At 54.3% G+C, this 16,903-nt stretch carries 17 protein-coding genes; 7 read left to right on the forward strand and 10 right to left on the reverse strand.

Annotated elements, in window-relative coordinates:
- Together ampE and ampD are read right to left on the reverse strand one after the other, a co-directional pair.
- Complete coding sequence (gene ampE / locus OVA10_RS20780; RefSeq protein WP_100777606.1) at positions 1-855, reverse strand: beta-lactamase regulator AmpE; 855 nt, start codon at positions 853-855, stop codon at positions 1-3.
- On the reverse strand, positions 852-1,415 hold the full coding sequence (gene ampD, locus OVA10_RS20785) for a 1,6-anhydro-N-acetylmuramyl-L-alanine amidase AmpD (protein WP_268196718.1): 564 nt from the start codon (positions 1,413-1,415) through the stop codon (positions 852-854). The genes ampE and ampD overlap by 4 nt, the downstream gene beginning before the upstream one ends.
- Positions 1,416-1,502: 87 nt before the next feature.
- On the opposite strand from ampD, the gene nadC reads away from it, so the two are divergent.
- The 4 genes from nadC to hofC all read left to right on the forward strand — a co-directional run bounded on the left by nadC (position 1,503) and on the right by hofC (position 5,612).
- Positions 1,503-2,396, forward strand: coding sequence for a carboxylating nicotinate-nucleotide diphosphorylase (gene nadC / locus OVA10_RS20790; RefSeq protein WP_268196719.1), 894 nt, complete (start codon positions 1,503-1,505; stop codon positions 2,394-2,396).
- 193 nt (positions 2,397-2,589) lie between these two features.
- Positions 2,590-3,027, forward strand: a complete 438-nt coding sequence (gene ppdD, locus OVA10_RS20795; RefSeq protein WP_268196720.1) for a prepilin peptidase-dependent pilin — start codon at positions 2,590-2,592, stop codon at positions 3,025-3,027.
- A gap of 13 nt (positions 3,028-3,040) precedes the next feature.
- Positions 3,041-4,426, forward strand: coding sequence for a type II secretion system protein GspE (gene gspE, locus OVA10_RS20800; protein ID WP_181827340.1), 1,386 nt, complete (start codon positions 3,041-3,043; stop codon positions 4,424-4,426).
- Complete coding sequence (hofC, locus tag OVA10_RS20805) at positions 4,416-5,612, forward strand: protein transport protein HofC (protein ID WP_268196721.1); 1,197 nt, start codon at positions 4,416-4,418, stop codon at positions 5,610-5,612. Before gspE ends, hofC begins: the two co-directional genes overlap by 11 nt.
- A 35-nt stretch (positions 5,613-5,647) precedes the next feature.
- Here the strand turns inward: hofC and OVA10_RS20810 are convergent, their stop codons facing one another.
- Positions 5,648-6,691, reverse strand: coding sequence for a GMP reductase (locus OVA10_RS20810; RefSeq protein WP_102104603.1), 1,044 nt, complete (start codon positions 6,689-6,691; stop codon positions 5,648-5,650).
- Positions 6,692-6,919: 228 nt separating this feature from the next.
- On the opposite strand from OVA10_RS20810, the gene coaE reads away from it, so the two are divergent.
- The 3 genes from coaE to yacG are packed head-to-tail and all read left to right on the forward strand — an operon-like array spanning position 6,920 to position 8,487.
- The gene (coaE, locus tag OVA10_RS20815; RefSeq protein ID WP_268196722.1) at positions 6,920-7,540 is read left to right on the forward strand and encodes a dephospho-CoA kinase; all 621 of its coding nucleotides are present in this window, start codon (positions 6,920-6,922) and stop codon (positions 7,538-7,540) included.
- Positions 7,540-8,283 carry a cell division protein ZapD gene (gene zapD, locus OVA10_RS20820; RefSeq protein WP_181827338.1) on the forward strand — a complete coding sequence of 248 codons (744 nt, stop codon included), beginning with the start codon at positions 7,540-7,542 and terminating at the stop codon, positions 8,281-8,283. Before coaE ends, zapD begins: the two co-directional genes overlap by 1 nt.
- Before the next feature lie 9 nt (positions 8,284-8,292).
- Positions 8,293-8,487 (forward strand): DNA gyrase inhibitor YacG, encoded by a 195-nt coding sequence (gene yacG / locus OVA10_RS20825; RefSeq protein WP_100777615.1) that lies wholly within the window; start codon positions 8,293-8,295, stop codon positions 8,485-8,487.
- 32 nt (positions 8,488-8,519) lie between these two features.
- On the opposite strand, the gene mutT is transcribed toward yacG, so the two are convergent.
- From mutT to ftsQ, 7 genes are all read right to left on the reverse strand, one after another.
- The gene (gene mutT / locus OVA10_RS20830; protein ID WP_123429484.1) at positions 8,520-8,921 is read right to left on the reverse strand and encodes an 8-oxo-dGTP diphosphatase MutT; all 402 of its coding nucleotides are present in this window, start codon (positions 8,919-8,921) and stop codon (positions 8,520-8,522) included.
- Positions 8,922-8,980: 59 nt separating this feature from the next.
- Positions 8,981-11,686, reverse strand: a complete 2,706-nt coding sequence (secA, locus tag OVA10_RS20835; RefSeq protein ID WP_100777617.1) for a preprotein translocase subunit SecA — start codon at positions 11,684-11,686, stop codon at positions 8,981-8,983.
- A gap of 60 nt (positions 11,687-11,746) precedes the next feature.
- Entirely contained in the window at positions 11,747-12,250 is a 504-nt protein-coding gene (gene secM, locus OVA10_RS20840; protein ID WP_181827337.1) for a secA translation cis-regulator SecM, read from the reverse strand.
- Positions 12,251-12,525: 275 nt separating this feature from the next.
- Entirely contained in the window at positions 12,526-13,443 is a 918-nt protein-coding gene (gene lpxC / locus OVA10_RS20845; protein ID WP_100777619.1) for a UDP-3-O-acyl-N-acetylglucosamine deacetylase, read from the reverse strand.
- Positions 13,444-13,544: 101 nt separating this feature from the next.
- A complete protein-coding gene (gene ftsZ / locus OVA10_RS20850) occupies positions 13,545-14,696 on the reverse strand; it encodes a cell division protein FtsZ (protein ID WP_006173842.1) in 1,152 nt (383 codons plus the stop codon).
- Between the two features lie 111 nt (positions 14,697-14,807).
- Positions 14,808-16,064, reverse strand: a complete 1,257-nt coding sequence (gene ftsA, locus OVA10_RS20855; protein ID WP_095280777.1) for a cell division protein FtsA — start codon at positions 16,062-16,064, stop codon at positions 14,808-14,810.
- The gene (ftsQ, locus tag OVA10_RS20860; protein WP_100777620.1) at positions 16,061-16,903 is read right to left on the reverse strand and encodes a cell division protein FtsQ; all 843 of its coding nucleotides are present in this window, start codon (positions 16,901-16,903) and stop codon (positions 16,061-16,063) included. Before ftsQ ends, ftsA begins: the two co-directional genes overlap by 4 nt.

Here is a 16,903-nt window from a genome sequence, read left to right on the forward strand (position 1 = left end):
TTACACCAGCGTACCGTAAATGGTCAGAAGCGCCACCAGCACCACAATCACAAATGAGGTTTTCTTCGCCATCGACACCGCCGCTTTCGGGGTTTCGACTTTGTCCGTGTGCGGCTCACGCGCCAGGGAGAACTGCGCCAGACGCGTCAGCACCTGATACTGAGAGGTGTGTCGATCGGCCAGTGACGCAAACCAGGCCGGAAGCGCCTTCTCCCCGTGACCAATAAGCGCATATACCACGCCGACCAGGCGAACCGGCAGCCAGTCCAGCACATGTAAAATCGCATCGATTCCTGACAGCAGACGCTCATGCGGCGTCAAATAGCGGGCAAGCCAGGTTTGCCAGGCGCGCAGGAACGCATATCCCATCAGGAACACCGGTCCCCACGGGCCGCCGACCACAAACCAGAACAGCGGCGCGAGATAATAGCGGAAGTTAATCCACAGCAGCGCATTTTGCAACTCGCGCAGGTAATCGCGCTCGTTGCAGTCCGGCGGCACACCGTGGATGAGCGTCAATTCGCTTGCCATCGCGCCACGCGCGTGGCTGTCGTCTCGCGATGCGGCTTTCAGATAGGCGTGATAGTGCAACCGCACCTTTCCGGCACCGATGCACAGCACGCCGAGCAGGATCCACACCACCAGCAGCGGCACGTTGAAAAAGAGGCCGTGCAGCGCACGCAGCAGCAGATACACCACGCACATTACCACCGCGGTCATCAGCAGGGTGCGCAGCATCGAGAAATGTTTAATCCGGCGGAACAGCACTTCCATCCGGTGATCCAAATGCCAGTGTTCGCCCAGTTTGAACAACCGTTCAGCGATCATCACCAGCAGCATGGTAAACAACGTCATGTCATCTCCTTATCTGACGAAGCGGTAAGCATGGCGCGAAACCGGGACCAGTCAAACGCCGGGCCAGGATCGGTTTTTCTCACTGGCGCAATATCGCTATGCCCGGTGATGTTATCAGCAATTTTAGGGTACAACGCGGTGAGTTCACGCGTCACCGCCACCAGCGCCTGATACTGCGCATCCGTGTAAGGCGTTGTGTCCGTCCCTTCCAGCTCAATGCCAATCGAAAAATCGTTGCAGCGTTCACGCCCCTGGTACACCGACACACCTGCATGCCATGCGCGTTTATCGAAAGGAACATACTGGACGATTTCACCATCGCGGCGAATCAGACAATGAGCAGAAACGCGCAGGTGCGCAATCTCAGTAAAAAAAGGATGGGCATCGGGATCGATTGTTCCGGTGAATAATGCATCGATCCACGGACCGCCAAATTCACCCGGCGGCAGGCTAATATTGTGGACGACCAGCAGTGAGGGCATTTCGTCCTCCGGGCGGCAATCATGGTGTGGCGACGGTACGTGCCGCGCATCAACCAGCCATCCATCTTGTAACTGCATGCTGGCTCTCCTTATATATGGTGCAGATTCTCGGTTCAGAGTAGCATGTTTCAATCTTATGATTCGTTACCAATTTGGAGTTTTATCATGCCGCCTCGCCGTTATAACCCCGACCACCGACGTGACGCGCTTCTGGAACGTATTAACCTCGACATCCCGGCAAGCGTCGCCCATGCGCTGCGCGAAGATCTGGGCGGCGAGGTCAATGCGGACAACGATATTACCGCACAATTATTGCCAAAAGAGACGCGCTCCCACGCGGTGATCATCACTCGCGAAGACGGCGTGTTCTGCGGCAAACGCTGGGTTGAGGAGGTCTTTACCCAGCTCGCCGGCGATGATGTTCAGATAACCTGGCATGTTCAGGATGGCGACATCATCAGCGCCACTCAGCCCCTTTTTGAACTCGACGGCCCTTCCCGCGTGCTGTTAACGGGTGAGCGTACCGCGCTGAACTTCGTCCAGACATTATCCGGCGTCGCGAGCGCCGTTCGTCGCTACGTCGACCTGCTCGAAGGCACCAAAACCCAACTGCTGGATACCCGTAAAACCCTGCCCGGCCTGCGTACGGCACTGAAATACGCGGTGCTGTGCGGTGGTGGAGCGAACCATCGTCTGGGGTTATCCGATGCCTTCCTGATTAAAGAGAACCACATTATTGCGTCTGGCTCTGTGCGCCAGGCGGTCGAAAAAGCCTTCTGGCTGCACCCGGACGTCCCTGTCGAGGTTGAAGTCGAAAACCTCGAAGAGCTTGATGCCGCGCTTAAAGCCGGAGCCGATATCATCATGCTCGATAACTTTGAGACGGAACAGATGCGTGAAGCGGTCAAACGCACCAACGGCCAGGCGCAGCTTGAAGTGTCGGGCAACGTGACGCATGAAACCCTGCGTGAGTTCGCTGAAACCGGCGTAGATTTCATCTCCGTCGGTGCGCTCACCAAGCATGTGCAGGCCCTTGACCTCTCGATGCGTTTCAAATAATACGCGACTCTTCCCCCTCTCATGCCAGGGAGGGGGAAGAAAATTCCGTGATTACGACCCTTCTCGCAAAATTCTGATGCTCTCCTGCAACCGCGTCAAATTTCTCTGAATCCCCTTTCACAATTCTCTTTTTGCTCCTCGTGTTTGCTTTTTGCCGCTGCCACAGTTGCGCCACGAAACTCAAGGAGCAGATATGAACAGACAACATGGATTTACCCTCATTGAAATGATGGTGGTGATTGGCATCATCGCTATTCTGAGCGCCATCGGCGTGCCGGCGTACCAAAACTATCTGCGCAAAGCCGCACTGACCGACATGCTGCAAACCTTTGTCCCCTACCGCACGGCGATTGAGCTTTGCGCACTCGATCATGGCGGTGTCGGGACCTGCGATGGCGGAACCAACGGCATTCCCTCGCCCACGACAACGCGCTATGTCTCTGCCATGAGCATTGCCAAAGGCGCAGTGGCACTCACGGGCCAGGAGAGTCTGAACGGTCTTGAAGTGGTTTTAGCCCCACTCTGGAGCGATGGCGACGGCATTACCGGCTGGACGCGTGATTGCAACATTGCAAACGACAGCACCCTTCAACAAGCGTGCGAAGACGTTTTCCGCTTCGACAGCAAATAACAGGGGGCGGAACATGAATTCAGAACAACTGAGACTGCTATGTCAGCGACATCATGCGCTGCTGCTGACCAGCAATGACGAGATGGTCAGCATTGCCGTGGTGGACACGCCGGCATCCCAAATGATGGAAGCCCTGCGCTTCGCGACGCAAAAGCGAATCGATATTGAATGCTGGACCAAAGAGCGGATGGAGAAGTACCAGCAGTCGTCATCGCCGTCAAACTTGCCGGTTGTGACTCCCATTGCCAGTTCTGCTGTCGATATTCTTAACCGCACGCTGCTGCAGGCGCTCAGTCAGCGCGCCTCGGATATTCACATTGAGCCTGCCGAAGACGCCTGGCAAATCCGCTTACGTATTGATGGCGTGCTTTATCCACAGCCTCCGCTGGCGGCAGCGCTGGCAACCACCCTGATTGCTCGCTTGAAGGTGCTGGGCGATCTGGATATCGCCGAGCGCCGACTGCCGCAGGATGGGCAGTTTACCGTTGAACTGGCGGGCGCCTCGGTCTCTTTTCGCATCGCGACCCTCCCCTGCCGGGGTGGTGAAAAAATCGTGCTGCGTTTGCTGCATCAGGTGCAGCAGGCTCTGGAGCTTGACGCATTAGGTATGACAGACGCCCAGCGCAGGCTTTTTGCCGAGGCGCTCAACCAGCCGCAGGGGTTACTGTTGGTCACCGGCCCGACCGGCAGCGGGAAAACTGTCACGCTCTATAGCGCACTTCAGGCCCGAAACGCGGAGGATGTGAATATTTGCAGCGTCGAAGATCCGATTGAGATCCCCCTGGCCGGGCTGAACCAGACGCAAATCAACCCGCGTGCGGGCCTGACGTTTCAAACGGTGTTGCGGGCACTGTTACGCCAGGATCCGGACATCATCATGGTGGGTGAGATCCGCGACGGTGAAACGGCAGAAATCGCTATCAAAGCCGCGCAGACGGGCCATTTAGTGCTCTCCACGCTGCATACAAATTCCACGACAGAGACCCTGATCCGTCTTCAGCAGATGGGGGTTGCCCGCTGGATGGTCTCTTCTGCTCTGACGCTGGTCATTGCACAAAGGCTGGTACGCCGCCTCTGCCCCCATTGTCGAAAGGAGAGCTACCAGGAGGCGAGACTCCCTAAAACAGTCTGGCCACGCAAGCTACCGCACTGGCAGCCGGTGGGCTGCGATCGTTGCTATCACGGATTTTATGGCCGCGTCGCTCTGTTTGAAGTGCTGCCAGTGAACAATGACATCCGCCAGGCTATCGCCAGCGGTGCATTAATTGAAGAGATCGAAAAAACAGCCCGACGTACGGGTATGACCACGCTATTTGAACACGGGTGCCTGGCCGTAGAGCGTGGGCACACCACGCTCGAAGAGCTACTTCGCGTACTGGGGATGCCTGATGGCTGCTAAATATCTCTGGCGCTGGCGCGCGCTCACGGTTGAGGGGGAACTGCAGCAGGGCACACTTTGGGCTGCCGATCGCAAGTCGGCCTGGGGTCAGCTGTCGCAAAAGGCGCTCTGTCCGCTGGCCTTGAAGCGCAATCTTATGCAGCAAAAATGGCAGACACAGCACTGTTATGAAATTTTCCGACAACTTGCTGCCCTGCTTCAGGCTGGACTGACGCTCGCCTGGAGCCTGCAAATGTTGGCCGAGCAGCATCCCGTTAAGCAGTGGCAGGCGCTACTGGCCAGTCTGGCAGACGATCTCAGCGCGGGTTATGCATTCTCCGACGCCTTAAAGAAATGGCCGGAGGTGTTTTCTCCGCTCTATGTTTCGATGATGAAAACCGGTGAACTCACCGGAAAACTGGAAGAGTGCTGTCGCGAGTTAGCACAGCAGCAGCATTCACAGCAGCAACTTAGTGCGAAAGTAAAAAAGGCCCTGCGATACCCCACGATCATTTTGGCCCTCGCCGTTGTCGTGGTGATGGCAATGGTCACGCTGGTATTGCCCGAGTTTGCTGCTATTTATAAGACGTTTAATACCCCCTTACCGCTGCTCACAAAGCTGGTTATCGGGTTTGCTGACTTTGTTGGTCAGCATCTCATCGCGCTGATATGCATCGGGCTGTGCCCGTTGCTCGTCATGCGTTTCCTAAGGCGGCATGAAGGCTGGCAGCGTTTTCATCAGAGATTTGGGTTGCGTGTGCCCATTATGGGCTCGCTGATTCGTGGGCAAAAGCTGAGCCAAATATTTACCGTGTTATCGCTGACACAGCAGGCTGGGATCGCTTTTTTACAAGGACTGGAAAGCGCCCAGGAGTCGGTCGACGGGGTGTTCTGGCAAGAGGTGCTGCGGGATGTCAGGGAGCGTGTGGTGCAGGGGGCACCTATCTGGTCGTCGCTGAGTGGAGCAGGAATTTTCACCCCATTATGCATCCAGCTGGTGCGAACGGGTGAGATCTCTGGGGCCCTGGATATGATGCTGACGAATCTGGCGCGTCATCATAACGAGCAGACGTTTCAGCACGCGGATAATCTGGCGTCGCTGTTAGAACCGCTGCTATTGATTGTGACAGGAGTGATAATCGGAACGTTGGTGGTGGCGATGTATCTGCCCATTTTCCATCTGGGGGACGCCATGAGTGCGGGATAGCGCTGGCACGCAGGTGCGCACCAGCGACAAAGCGATTACAGGCTATTGAAAACGCGGTTTTCTTGTTCCTGAACGCGGATAAAGGTAGTGCGTTTGGTCAGCTCTTTCAGGCGTGATGCGCCGACATACGTGCATGCAGAACGCAGCCCACCCAGAACGTCGCGAGCGGTATTTTCGACCGGGCCGCGCAGAGCCAGTTTCACGGTTTTGCCTTCTGCTGCACGATACTGTGCAACGCCGCCAACGTGGCGGTTCATGGCCGATTCAGAGCTCATGCCGTAGAACAGCATGAATTTCTCGCCATTTTCTTCAACTACTGCGCCACCGCTCTCTTCGTGCCCTGCCAGCATACCGCCCAGCATCACGAAATCAGCGCCGCCGCCAAAGGCTTTCGCCACATCGCCAGGGGTGGTACAGCCACCGTCGCTGATGATCTGACCGCCCAGACCGTGGGCCGCATCGGCACACTCAATCACGGCGGACAGCTGCGGATAGCCAACACCTGTTTTAACACGCGTGGTGCAAACAGAGCCTGGACCGATACCGACTTTCACGATATCTGCACCAGACAGAATCAGCTCTTCGCACATCTCGCCGGTCACGACGTTACCCGCAATGATGGTTTTGGTCGGCCAGGCCGCACGCGCTTTGCTGACGAACTGAACAAAATGCTCGGAATAGCCATTCGCAACGTCGATGCAGACAAAATTAAACTCGGGATTTGCGATCAGGATTTGTTTGGTTTTTTCGAAATCCGCATCGGAGGTACCGGTAGATACCATGATGTGTTTCTTCACATCATCAGACGCTGAAGCGGCAAAAGCGCTCCACTCTTCAATGCTGTAGTGCTTATGCACCGCAGTCAGAATATCGAAAGTCGCCAGCGCGGTAGCCATAGCAAAGGTACCGACGGTATCCATGTTAGCGGCAATAACAGGCACGCCAGACCAGGTCTGACCGGAATGCTTAAAGGTGAATTGACGTTCGAGTTCAACGTCTGAGCGGCTTTTCAGCGTAGAGCGTTTAGGGCGGATGAGAACGTCTTTGAAACCTAACTTCAGATCTTCTTCGATACGCATGTGCGGATTCCTGGGGTTAGAGGCAAATATGTTAAAAGCACAACTCCAGTGACGTTATCATACGCACTAATACGTGCTCCGCAAGACTGCGAATTTCTCTTTTTTTACGCTACAATCCTATAAATTTACCTGGTCGAAAGCAGGTAAACAGAATTAACCATTCGCTACTGTAAGTTCAATTTCTAAGCAGCTGATTTTAAAAATGAATAATTCCCAGGATCTGATTTAATGGGGTACGTCGTAGCGTTAACGGGCGGTATTGGCAGTGGCAAAAGCACCGTGGCCAATGCTTTTTCACGTCGGGGTATCGCGATTATTGATGCGGATATTATTGCCCGTCAGGTGGTAGAGCCTCATACACCCGGCCTCAATGCGATTGCCGGGCATTTCGGACATCACATCATCAATGCCGATGGCACCTTGAACAGACGTCTGCTGCGGGAACGTATCTTTGCGCAGCCCGCTGAGAAAACCTGGCTCAATGCCCTCCTGCACCCCATGATTCACCAGGAAACTCAGCGCCAGATCGCTGCGGCCACATCACCTTATGTGCTATGGGTTGTTCCTTTGCTCGTTGAAAATCAGCTGCAGCACAAAGCCGATCGTGTTCTGGTCGTCGATGTATCGCCTGAGACACAGGTTCAGCGTACGATGCTGCGCGATAATGTCTCACGTCAGCACGCTGAACAAATTCTTGCTGCGCAGGCAACGCGTGAAGCGCGTCTTGCCGTCGCAGATGATGTTATTGATAATGATGGCGCACCCGACACAATTGAATCGGATGTTGCCCGCCTGCACGCCCAGTATCTGATCTACGCGGCGCAGGCCGTAGCACAGGAAAAACCATAATGAATACGCACATCCTTTTTGAGCACCCCCTCAATGAAAAAATGCGCACCTGGTTGCGCATAGAATTTCTCATTCAGCAGATGTCGCACCATCGTCCTATCGCCGATCACGCTACGGCGCTGCATTTTTTTCGCAATGTCGGGGATCTGCTGGATGTCATTGAGCGCGGTGACGTTCGTACCGAATTACTGAAAGAACTTGAGCGCCAGCAGCGTAAACTGCAGGCCTGGACTGAAGTCCCCGGCGTCGATCAGAGCCGCATTGACACCCTGCGTCTTCAGCTGAAACAAAGCAGTAGCATTCTGATGGCCGCACCACGCGTGGGGCAGTTTCTGCGCGAAGATCGCCTGATTGCCCTGGTGCGCCAGCGTCTGAGCATTCCGGGTGGGTGTTGCAGTTTCGACCTGCCAACGTTGCACATGTGGCTGCATATGCAGCAACAACAACGCGATGCGCAGGTGACGAGCTGGATGGAAAGCCTGGAGCCGATGAATCAGGCGTTGACGCTGATCCTCGATCTCGTGCGCCACTCATCGCCGTTTCGCAAACAGACCAGCCTTAACGGTTTTTACCAGGACAACGGCGACGATGCCGATCTGCTGCGTCTGAATATTGCGCTCGGCGAGCAGCTTTATCCGCAGATTTCCGGTCATAAAAGCCGCTTTGCGATTCGCTTTATGCCGCTGGACAGTGAAAATGGCACCGTGCCAGAACGTCTCGATTTCGAACTGGCTTGTTGCTAAGGAGTATTGATGTCTGAAATTATTACCGTCAGTTGCCCGACCTGTGGGAAAGCCGTGATCTGGGGCGAAATCAGCCCGTTTCGCCCGTTCTGCTGCAAACGCTGCCAGTTAATCGATCTGGGTGAATGGGCTGCGGAAGAGAAACGCATCCCGAGCGCGGGCGATCTGTCCGACAGCGATGACTGGAGCGAAGAACAACAATAACCCGTTCTCCGCAGCGCCTGCTGACAATCGGCTTAGCAGGCCTTCCAATCCTCAATCAGTTTTGCAATGACAGGCGCATTGGCTGGCGGGAATTTATCGGCGTCCAGCGCTTCTAATTCAACCCAGTTGCCAGGCTGCCCCTCTTTGCCCCAGGGTTCCCCCTCCCAGCTTTCCACCACCCAGAACCACAGCGTAATGTGGCGATCCGGGAACTGGTATTCGAGCTTATCGAACAATATAGGGCCACTCGGGGTGATCCCCACCTCTTCCTGAAGTTCCCGAATCAGCGCCTGTTCCGGCGTTTCTCCTGATTCGATTTTCCCGCCAGGAAACTCCCATTTATTCGCCATATGGGCATCAGCGGCGCGTTGAGTAATGAAGATCTGGTTTTGCGGGTTGCGAATAATCCCGACAGCGATTTGCAGTACTTTCATATTGTGACTTCCATAAAAAAGGCGCAGATGTCTGCGCCTTTTCAACTGGTGATACGTGTTTAGCTCAGACGGCCATGACACGCTTTGTATTTTTTACCGGAACCACATGGGCACGGATCGTTACGGCCCACTTTGCGATCGCCCGTCTGGGATGCAATCGCCGCTGCCGCTTCGTCTTCGTCAGTCTGGTGGCTCAGCTGCTGCATCTGTGCCAGACGCTCAGCCTCTTCACGACGCTGTTGCTCCATCGCTTCCACTTCTTCTGGCATACGCACCTGAACTTTGCTCAGGGTACTGATCACTTCGTATTTCAGTGACTCCAGCATAGAGGCGAACATGGCGAAGGATTCACGTTTGTACTCCTGCTTAGGATCTTTCTGCGCATAGCCGCGCAGGTGAATACCCTGACGCAGGTAATCCATCGCTGCCAGATGCTCTTTCCACAGAGAGTCCAGGGTCTGCAACATGACGCCTTTCTCGAAGTGACGCATCATCTCGGTGCCAACCACTTCTTCCTTCTGCTTGTAAACGGCAACCGCAGTTTCCAGAATACGTTCGCGCAGCGTCTCTTCGTGCAGCTCTGGCTCTTTGTCCAGCCACTCTTTGATCGGCAGTTCGAGATCGAAGTCGTTTTTCAGACGTTCCTGCAGGCCTTCAACATCCCACATTTCTTCCAGAGACTGCGGTGGAATGTGCGCATCGATAGTCACTTTGAAGACATCTTCGCGAATGCTGTTGATGGTTTCGCTCACGTCGGACACATCCAGCAGTTCGTTACGCTGGGTGTAGATAGCACGACGCTGATCGTTGGCAACATCATCATATTCAAGCAGCTGCTTACGAATATCGAAGTTGCGGCTCTCCACTTTACGCTGTGCGTTGGCAATCGCTTTGGTCACCCAAGGGTGCTCAATCGCTTCGCCCGGTTTCATCCCCAGTTTACGCATCATGCCAGACACACGGTCAGAGGCGAAAATACGCATCAGGGCATCTTCCATTGACAGGTAGAAGCGGGAAGAACCGGCATCACCCTGACGACCCGCACGGCCACGCAGCTGGTTATCGATACGACGAGATTCGTGACGCTCAGTACCGATAATGTGCAAACCACCGGAGGCCAGCACCGCATCGTGACGCACCTGCCAGTCAGCTTTGATCTGCGCAATTTGTTCTGGCGTTGGGTTTTCCAGCTCGGCCACTTCGGCCTGCCAGCTACCGCCCAGCATGATGTCGGTACCACGACCCGCCATGTTTGTGGCGATGGTAACCGCAGCCGGATAACCCGCCTGCGCAACGATATCGGCCTCTTTGGCGTGGAATTTAGCGTTGAGCACGTTGTGCTTAATGCCCGCTTTATCCAGCTCGTGAGAGACCACTTCGGATTTTTCGATAGAGATAGTACCCACCAGCACCGGCTGACCTGCAGCGGTACGCTCGCGGATATCTTCAATGATCGCCTGAATTTTTTCCGCTTCGGTCATATAGACCAGATCCGGCATATCTTTACGGATCATTGGGCGGTTCGTTGGAACGACAACGGTATCCAGTTTGTAGATAGAGCTAAATTCGAACGCTTCGGTATCCGCGGTACCGGTCATGCCCGCCAGTTTTTCATACAAACGGAAGTAGTTCTGGAAAGTGATAGAAGCCAGCGTCTGGTTCTCGTTCTGAATATCGACGCCTTCTTTCGCTTCCACAGCCTGGTGCAGACCATCAGACCAGCGACGGCCCTGCATGGTACGGCCAGTGTGTTCATCAACGATGATCACTTCGCCGTCTTTCACGATGTAATCCACATCGCGGGTGAACAGGACGTGAGCGCGCAATGCCGCAGTAACGTGGTGCATCAGCATGATGTTGGTCGGGGAGTAAAGTGACTCGCCCTCTTCCATAATGCCCTGCTCAACCAGCAGCTCTTCGATCTGGACCAGACCGCGTTCAGTCAGGTTCACCTGACGCGCTTTTTCATCCACGGAGAAGTGGCCTTCGCCCTGGAAGGTATCGGAATCTTCTTTCTCCTGACGAATCAGGTGCGGGATGATTTTGTCGACTTTACGGTACATCTCGGAGCTGTCTTCAGCCGGGCCGGAGATGATCAGCGGAGTACGGGCTTCATCGATGAGGATTGAGTCGACCTCATCCACCAGCGCGTAGTGCAGTTTACGCTGTACGCGCTCTTCCGGGCTAAACGCCATGTTGTCGCGCAGGTAGTCAAAACCGTATTCGTTGTTGGTGCCGTAGGTGATGTCTGCGCCGTACGCTTCACGCTTCGCCGGAGCGGGCAGGCCGGACATGTTGATACCCACGGACATGCCGAGGAATTCGAACAGTGGACGGTTATTTTCGGCGTCACGCTGTGCCAGGTAGTCGTTGACGGTCACGACGTGAACGCCTTTACCGGTCAACGCGTTCAGGTACGCAGGCAGGGTTGCAGTCAGGGTTTTACCTTCACCGGTACGCATTTCTGCGATGCAACGTTCGTTCAGAACCATACCGCCGAGCAGCTGTACGTCGAAGTGACGCATGCCAAACACGCGTTTACTCGCTTCGCGAACCACAGCGAAAGCTTCCGGGATCAGGCTTTCCAGGGTTGCGCCTTTTTCCAGACGCTCACGGAACTCGCCCGTTTTCGCTTTCAGTTCGTCATCGGAGAGTTTTTCCATCTCCGGTTCCATACCATTAATGACGGTGACCGCTTTGCGCATACGGCGCAGGGTACGATCGTTACGGCTACCGAAAACTTTGGTTAATAATTTGATTAGCATAATAAATTCTCACACGCCCCATCATGGGCAGATAAATTAAGGTATTGAAAAAAAGTTAATTTAGCTGAGGCGTTGTGGCCCGGCGCGGATGCCCTGCACCTGGCTAATCCAGGCGGACACCGAAAAGGCGGCGTGTGGGATAAAGGCGGTCTGAGCCATCTGACGAACGATGACCGGCGGTTTGCTCTCCTGCGTCAGCAGCGCATTGAGCGTGTCCAGCAGCGCAAGATGTTGCGCCTGAACCGGCAGCGACTCTTCCGCAGCAGGCACGGCTTGTGGTGCCATGGCAAACGAAAGATGACGGATGACGGTGCGAATAGCATGTTGATGCCAGTAATCGACCGTAAAGTTCGGACGGCGACTGGCTTCCAGCAGCGCGAGATGAGAGAAATTAACCCGCGTGGAGAGATCGTGTTTGGCAGTGGTGGTGTTCGCAGGCGTTGCCGCTTCTGCGGTATGGCTGAGTACAGGCAAGCCGAGGCTCGCCGCAACCATCCCTAATAAGAGATGCGGCCAGAAGTAACGTCTGCCAAATTGTCGCCAGCGCGTTAGTATTCCGCTCACCTAATCCACCATCGTATGCAGGCCCGTTCAGGCATGCGTTCAGATATTATTTAGCGCACAGATATTATCACTAAAGCGATAATACATCAGCAGGAATGACAAATTGCCACGGGTAAAAACGCTCAAGAATGCAGCGAACGCGCGCACATTCTGTGCTTAGCGGGCAATAATCATGCGGGGAAGAAAATCAGACGTGCAAAAACAAAAACGACTGGTCTTCCTGGCCGGAGAGAGTACCAGGTCAACCAGTCGATTTTACGATACGGAATTAACCGTTACGCCAGAACCGTGCTCGGCGCTTTGAATGCCAGTGGCAGTTCAGCTTCATCTTCGAAGGTCACAAATTCCCAGGCTTCCTGTTTTGCGAGGACTGCCTGCAACAATTTGTTGTTCAGTGCATGGCCGGATTTAAACGCGGTAAATGCACCAATGATGTTGTGACCACACATGAAGAGGTCGCCGATTGCGTCCAGCATTTTGTGACGAACGAATTCATCTTCAAAACGCAGGCCGTCTTCGTTCAGTACGCGATAATCGTCAACAACGATGGCACAATCGAAGCTGCCGCCCAGGCACAGGCCACGGGACTGCAGATATTCGATATCACGCATGAAACCGAAAGTACGTGCACGGCTAATCTGACGCATAAACGCATCAGCAGAGAAGTTCATCGCATAGCGCTGGTTGCTGCCGTCAATCGCCGGATGGTTAAAGTCGATGGTAAAGTCCAACGAGAAACCATTAAACGGTTTGAATTCAGCCCACTTGTCGCCATCTTGCACGCGAACAGTCTCTTTAATGCGTACAAATTTCTTCGCGCAGTTCAATTCATCAATGCCCGCATCAAGCAGCAGATAAACGAACGGAGCAGCACTGCCATCCATGATTGGGATTTCTGGCGCATCGACTTCAATAACGATGTTGTCGATACCCAGACCCGCCAGAGCGGCGTTCAGGTGCTCTACGGTAGAAATCCGCACGTCATGCTCGTTCACCAGGCAAGTACAGAGCATAGTATCACGCACAGATTTGGCATCGGCCGGAAAATCTACCGGTGGATTCAAGTCGGTGCGACGATAGATGACCCCGGTATTGGCCGGCGCAGGGCGCAGCGTCAGTGTGACTTTTTTGCCGGTATGTAAACCGACGCCAGTCGCCTGAACGATACGTTTAAGTGTCCTTTGTTTGATCATCGTATAATCTCGCCAAATTACTTATCCAACCGAGAGTGTATATCACTAACGGGTGGCCAGTTTAGCACAAAGAGCGAAAATCCCCAAATTCCAGCCAATTCTTAGTCAGCTTGCTTACGCAGGAACGCTGGGATATCCAGATAATCCGGTTCTTTCGCGGTTTGTGGCGTATTGTCGTTCACCACTTTCGCAGCCGGTTTTTGCTCCTGCGTCAGCGGCGCCATGCCGTGCTGCTGGTAGCGATCCATTACCGGTTGCTGGGTCTGTTTGTTGGTGACCAGGGTGATCTCTGGACGTTTGTCCATGCCGATACCGGTAGCAACAACGGTCACACGCAGCTCATCGTTCATTTCCGGATCAAGGGAAGTACCGATAACCACGGTGGCGTTATCAGACGCGAACGCACGAATGGTGTTACCCACGGTTTCGAACTCATCCAGACGCAGATCGAAGCCAGCGGTAATGTTGACCAGAACGCCGCGCGCACCGGACAGATCGATGTCTTCCAACAATGGAGAAGAGATCGCCATTTCAGCCGCTTCTTCCGCACGGTCTTCACCGCTTGCCACGCCAGAGCCCATCATCGCATAGCCCATTTCGGACATCACGGTGCGGACGTCGGCGAAGTCGACGTTCATCAGACCCGGACGAGTAATCAGCTCAGCGATACCCTGAACCGCGCCTTTCAGCACGTCGTTTGCTGCGCCAAAAGCGTCCAGCAGGGAGATACCGCGACCCAGCACTTTCAGCAGTTTGTCGTTCGGGATGGTAATCAGAGAGTCCACGTGTTTGGACAGCTCAGTGATACCCTGCTCCGCGAATGCCATACGCTTCTTGCCTTCAAAGTTGAAAGGCTTCGTCACGACAGCAACGGTCAGGATACCCAGATCTTTTGCCACTTCAGCAACGACCGGTGCAGCACCCGTACCGGTACCACCGCCCATGCCCGCTGCGATAAACACCATATCGGCGCCATCAAGTGCAGCACGCAGTGCTTCACGGTCTTCTTCAGCCGCGTTACGACCGACTTCTGGGTTAGCCCCAGCGCCCAGACCTTTAGTGATACCACCACCGATCTGAATAGTCTGGCCTACAGCTGTCTTTCGCAGTGCCTGAGCATCGGTGTTAACTGCAAAGAATTCAACACCTTCGATGCGTTCGCGCACCATATGCTCGACAGCGTTACCGCCGCCGCCACCGACGCCGATGACTTTAATCACCGCGTCGTTGGTTAATTCCATTGGTTCAAACATGGTTTCTCTCCGTTTTTACGCTTCATCACTCAAGCCTGCCTGGGCAAAAGAGTGCTTTTGCGTATGTGCCTGTCGCCTGAGACCGCTAATTCTCTCCGGTCTCTTTAAAAATTAAAATTCTTTTCTCAGCCAGGAATTGAGTCGTTTGACCCAGGAACCGACCGACGTACGTTTTTCCACTTCTGCTTCACCACTCAAATGGGACTCTTTCCCGTAGTGCAGCAGGCCCACGGCCGTTGAATAATACGGCTCCTGAGCGTAATCCGTTAACCCGGTAATATTCAGCGGTGCACCAATACGGACTTGCGTATGGAACACTCGTTGGGCACAGGCGGCAAGACCTTCAATTTGCGCTGCACCACCGGTTAATACAATCCCCGCCGCGAGATGGTGTTTCACACCCTGCTGACGAAGCTGTTCTTGTAACTGTAAAATCTCTTCGTTGACGAGGTTGAGCAGCTCGGTATAACGCGGCTCAATCACCTCTGCCAGCGTCTGACGCTGCAGACTGCGCGGCGGACGACCGCCCACGCTTGGCACCTCAACGCTCTCATCTTTGCCGACGATGGAGCCTAATGCACAACCATGGCGCACTTTAATCGCCTCTGCATCGCTCGGAGGCGTACCAAAGGCGTAAGCGATATCGCTGGTCACGACATTCCCGGCATACGGGATGACTTTGGTGTGACGCAATGCACCGCCCGTATACACGGCCATATCCATTGTACCACCACCGATATCAACCACACAGACGCCCAATTCACGTTCGTCTTCAGTCAGAACCGAGTAGCTTGCTGCCAGTCCTGCAAAAATAAGTTGGTCAACTTTCAGGCCACAACGTTCAACGGCTTTGACGATGTTTTTCGCCATGTCGTTGTGACATGTGATCAAGTGCACTTTTGCCTGCATACGCACGCCGGAAAGACCGACCGGATTTTTGATACCTTCCTGGTAGTCGATCGCATATTCCTGCGGAATCACGTGCAGCACGCGGTGTTCATCGCGCACGCGCACGGATTTAGCCGTGTGCACTACGTTTTCAACGTCTTCCTGCGTCACTTCCTCTTCAGAAATCGGTACCATTCCGATTTCGTTCTGGCAGCTAATGTGCTTACCAGAGAGGGCCAGATAGACGGAGGAAATCTGGCAATCTGCCATTAATTCTGCCTGATCGATGGCGCGCTGTACGCATTTCACCACCGACTCGAGGTCGTTTACCCCACCTTTATCCATACCACGGGACGGGCAACTGCCCACACCAATGATATTGACCATACCGTCGGGCAGAACTTCCCCTACTAAAGCGGCAACCTTAGCGGTGCCAATCTCCAGTCCAACTACCAGTTTTCTGTCCGTCGCCTTGATCATTGTTGTTCTGCCTGTACCTGTGCCTGATTCTGTTGCTGATTAGGTTCCTCAACCGGAGCCGGTACCCAACCGACTGCTGCGCCTGAGTCATAGCGCAAATCAACGTAGCTTATCCGTTTGCCGTCGGTCTGCGCCTGCTGCTGTAAAACGGGGTACAGTTCTACAAAACGCGCCAAACGCTTCATCGTGTCGCCGCGACCAAGATTGAGCTTAATCCCATTCGTCAACGTCAGCTGCCAGGAGCGGCGAGCCGTCATTGACGCATCTTTTAACGCAAATCTGTCCTTAGCCAGCACCTGCCCCATCTCGCGAAAACCTTGTAGCACTTCGTTTTCACTGCCTTCCGGGCCAGACAACATCGGTAAACTTTGCTTGCTGACACGATCTGCCGGGACGCTGAACGAATTTCCGTCTACGTCGACCATATGCTGATCATTCCAACGCGCAATGGGCACATATTCAACCAGATGAATCTTCAATTCATCAGGCCATTGCTTTCTGACGCTCGCCTGTTTTATCCATGGCAGACGTTCAATCTGGCTCTGGATAATGTTGACGTCCTGGGTCATGAAAGTGCCAGGCGATCCCAGCGCAAGGATCGACTGACGGATATCATCGTTACGCGTGTAGTGACGCTCGCCGGTGACCACCAGTTTTGACAGCGGTAACCGTTGTGCATCTTCCATCCAGCCCAACACCATCCAGCCGCTGATAAACACGGTACACAGCACACCGAGCAGGAACAGGATCCCTGCAAGACGCGTTCCATTACTCCGTCCTGAAGAGGAATATTCTTCCTCTTCTTCGCGGTTGCGCGTGTTTAGTGCAGCCTGCGACAT

The organism is Lelliottia sp. SL45 (assembly GCF_026672535.1).
GTDB lineage: Bacteria > Pseudomonadota > Gammaproteobacteria > Enterobacterales > Enterobacteriaceae > Enterobacter > Enterobacter nimipressuralis.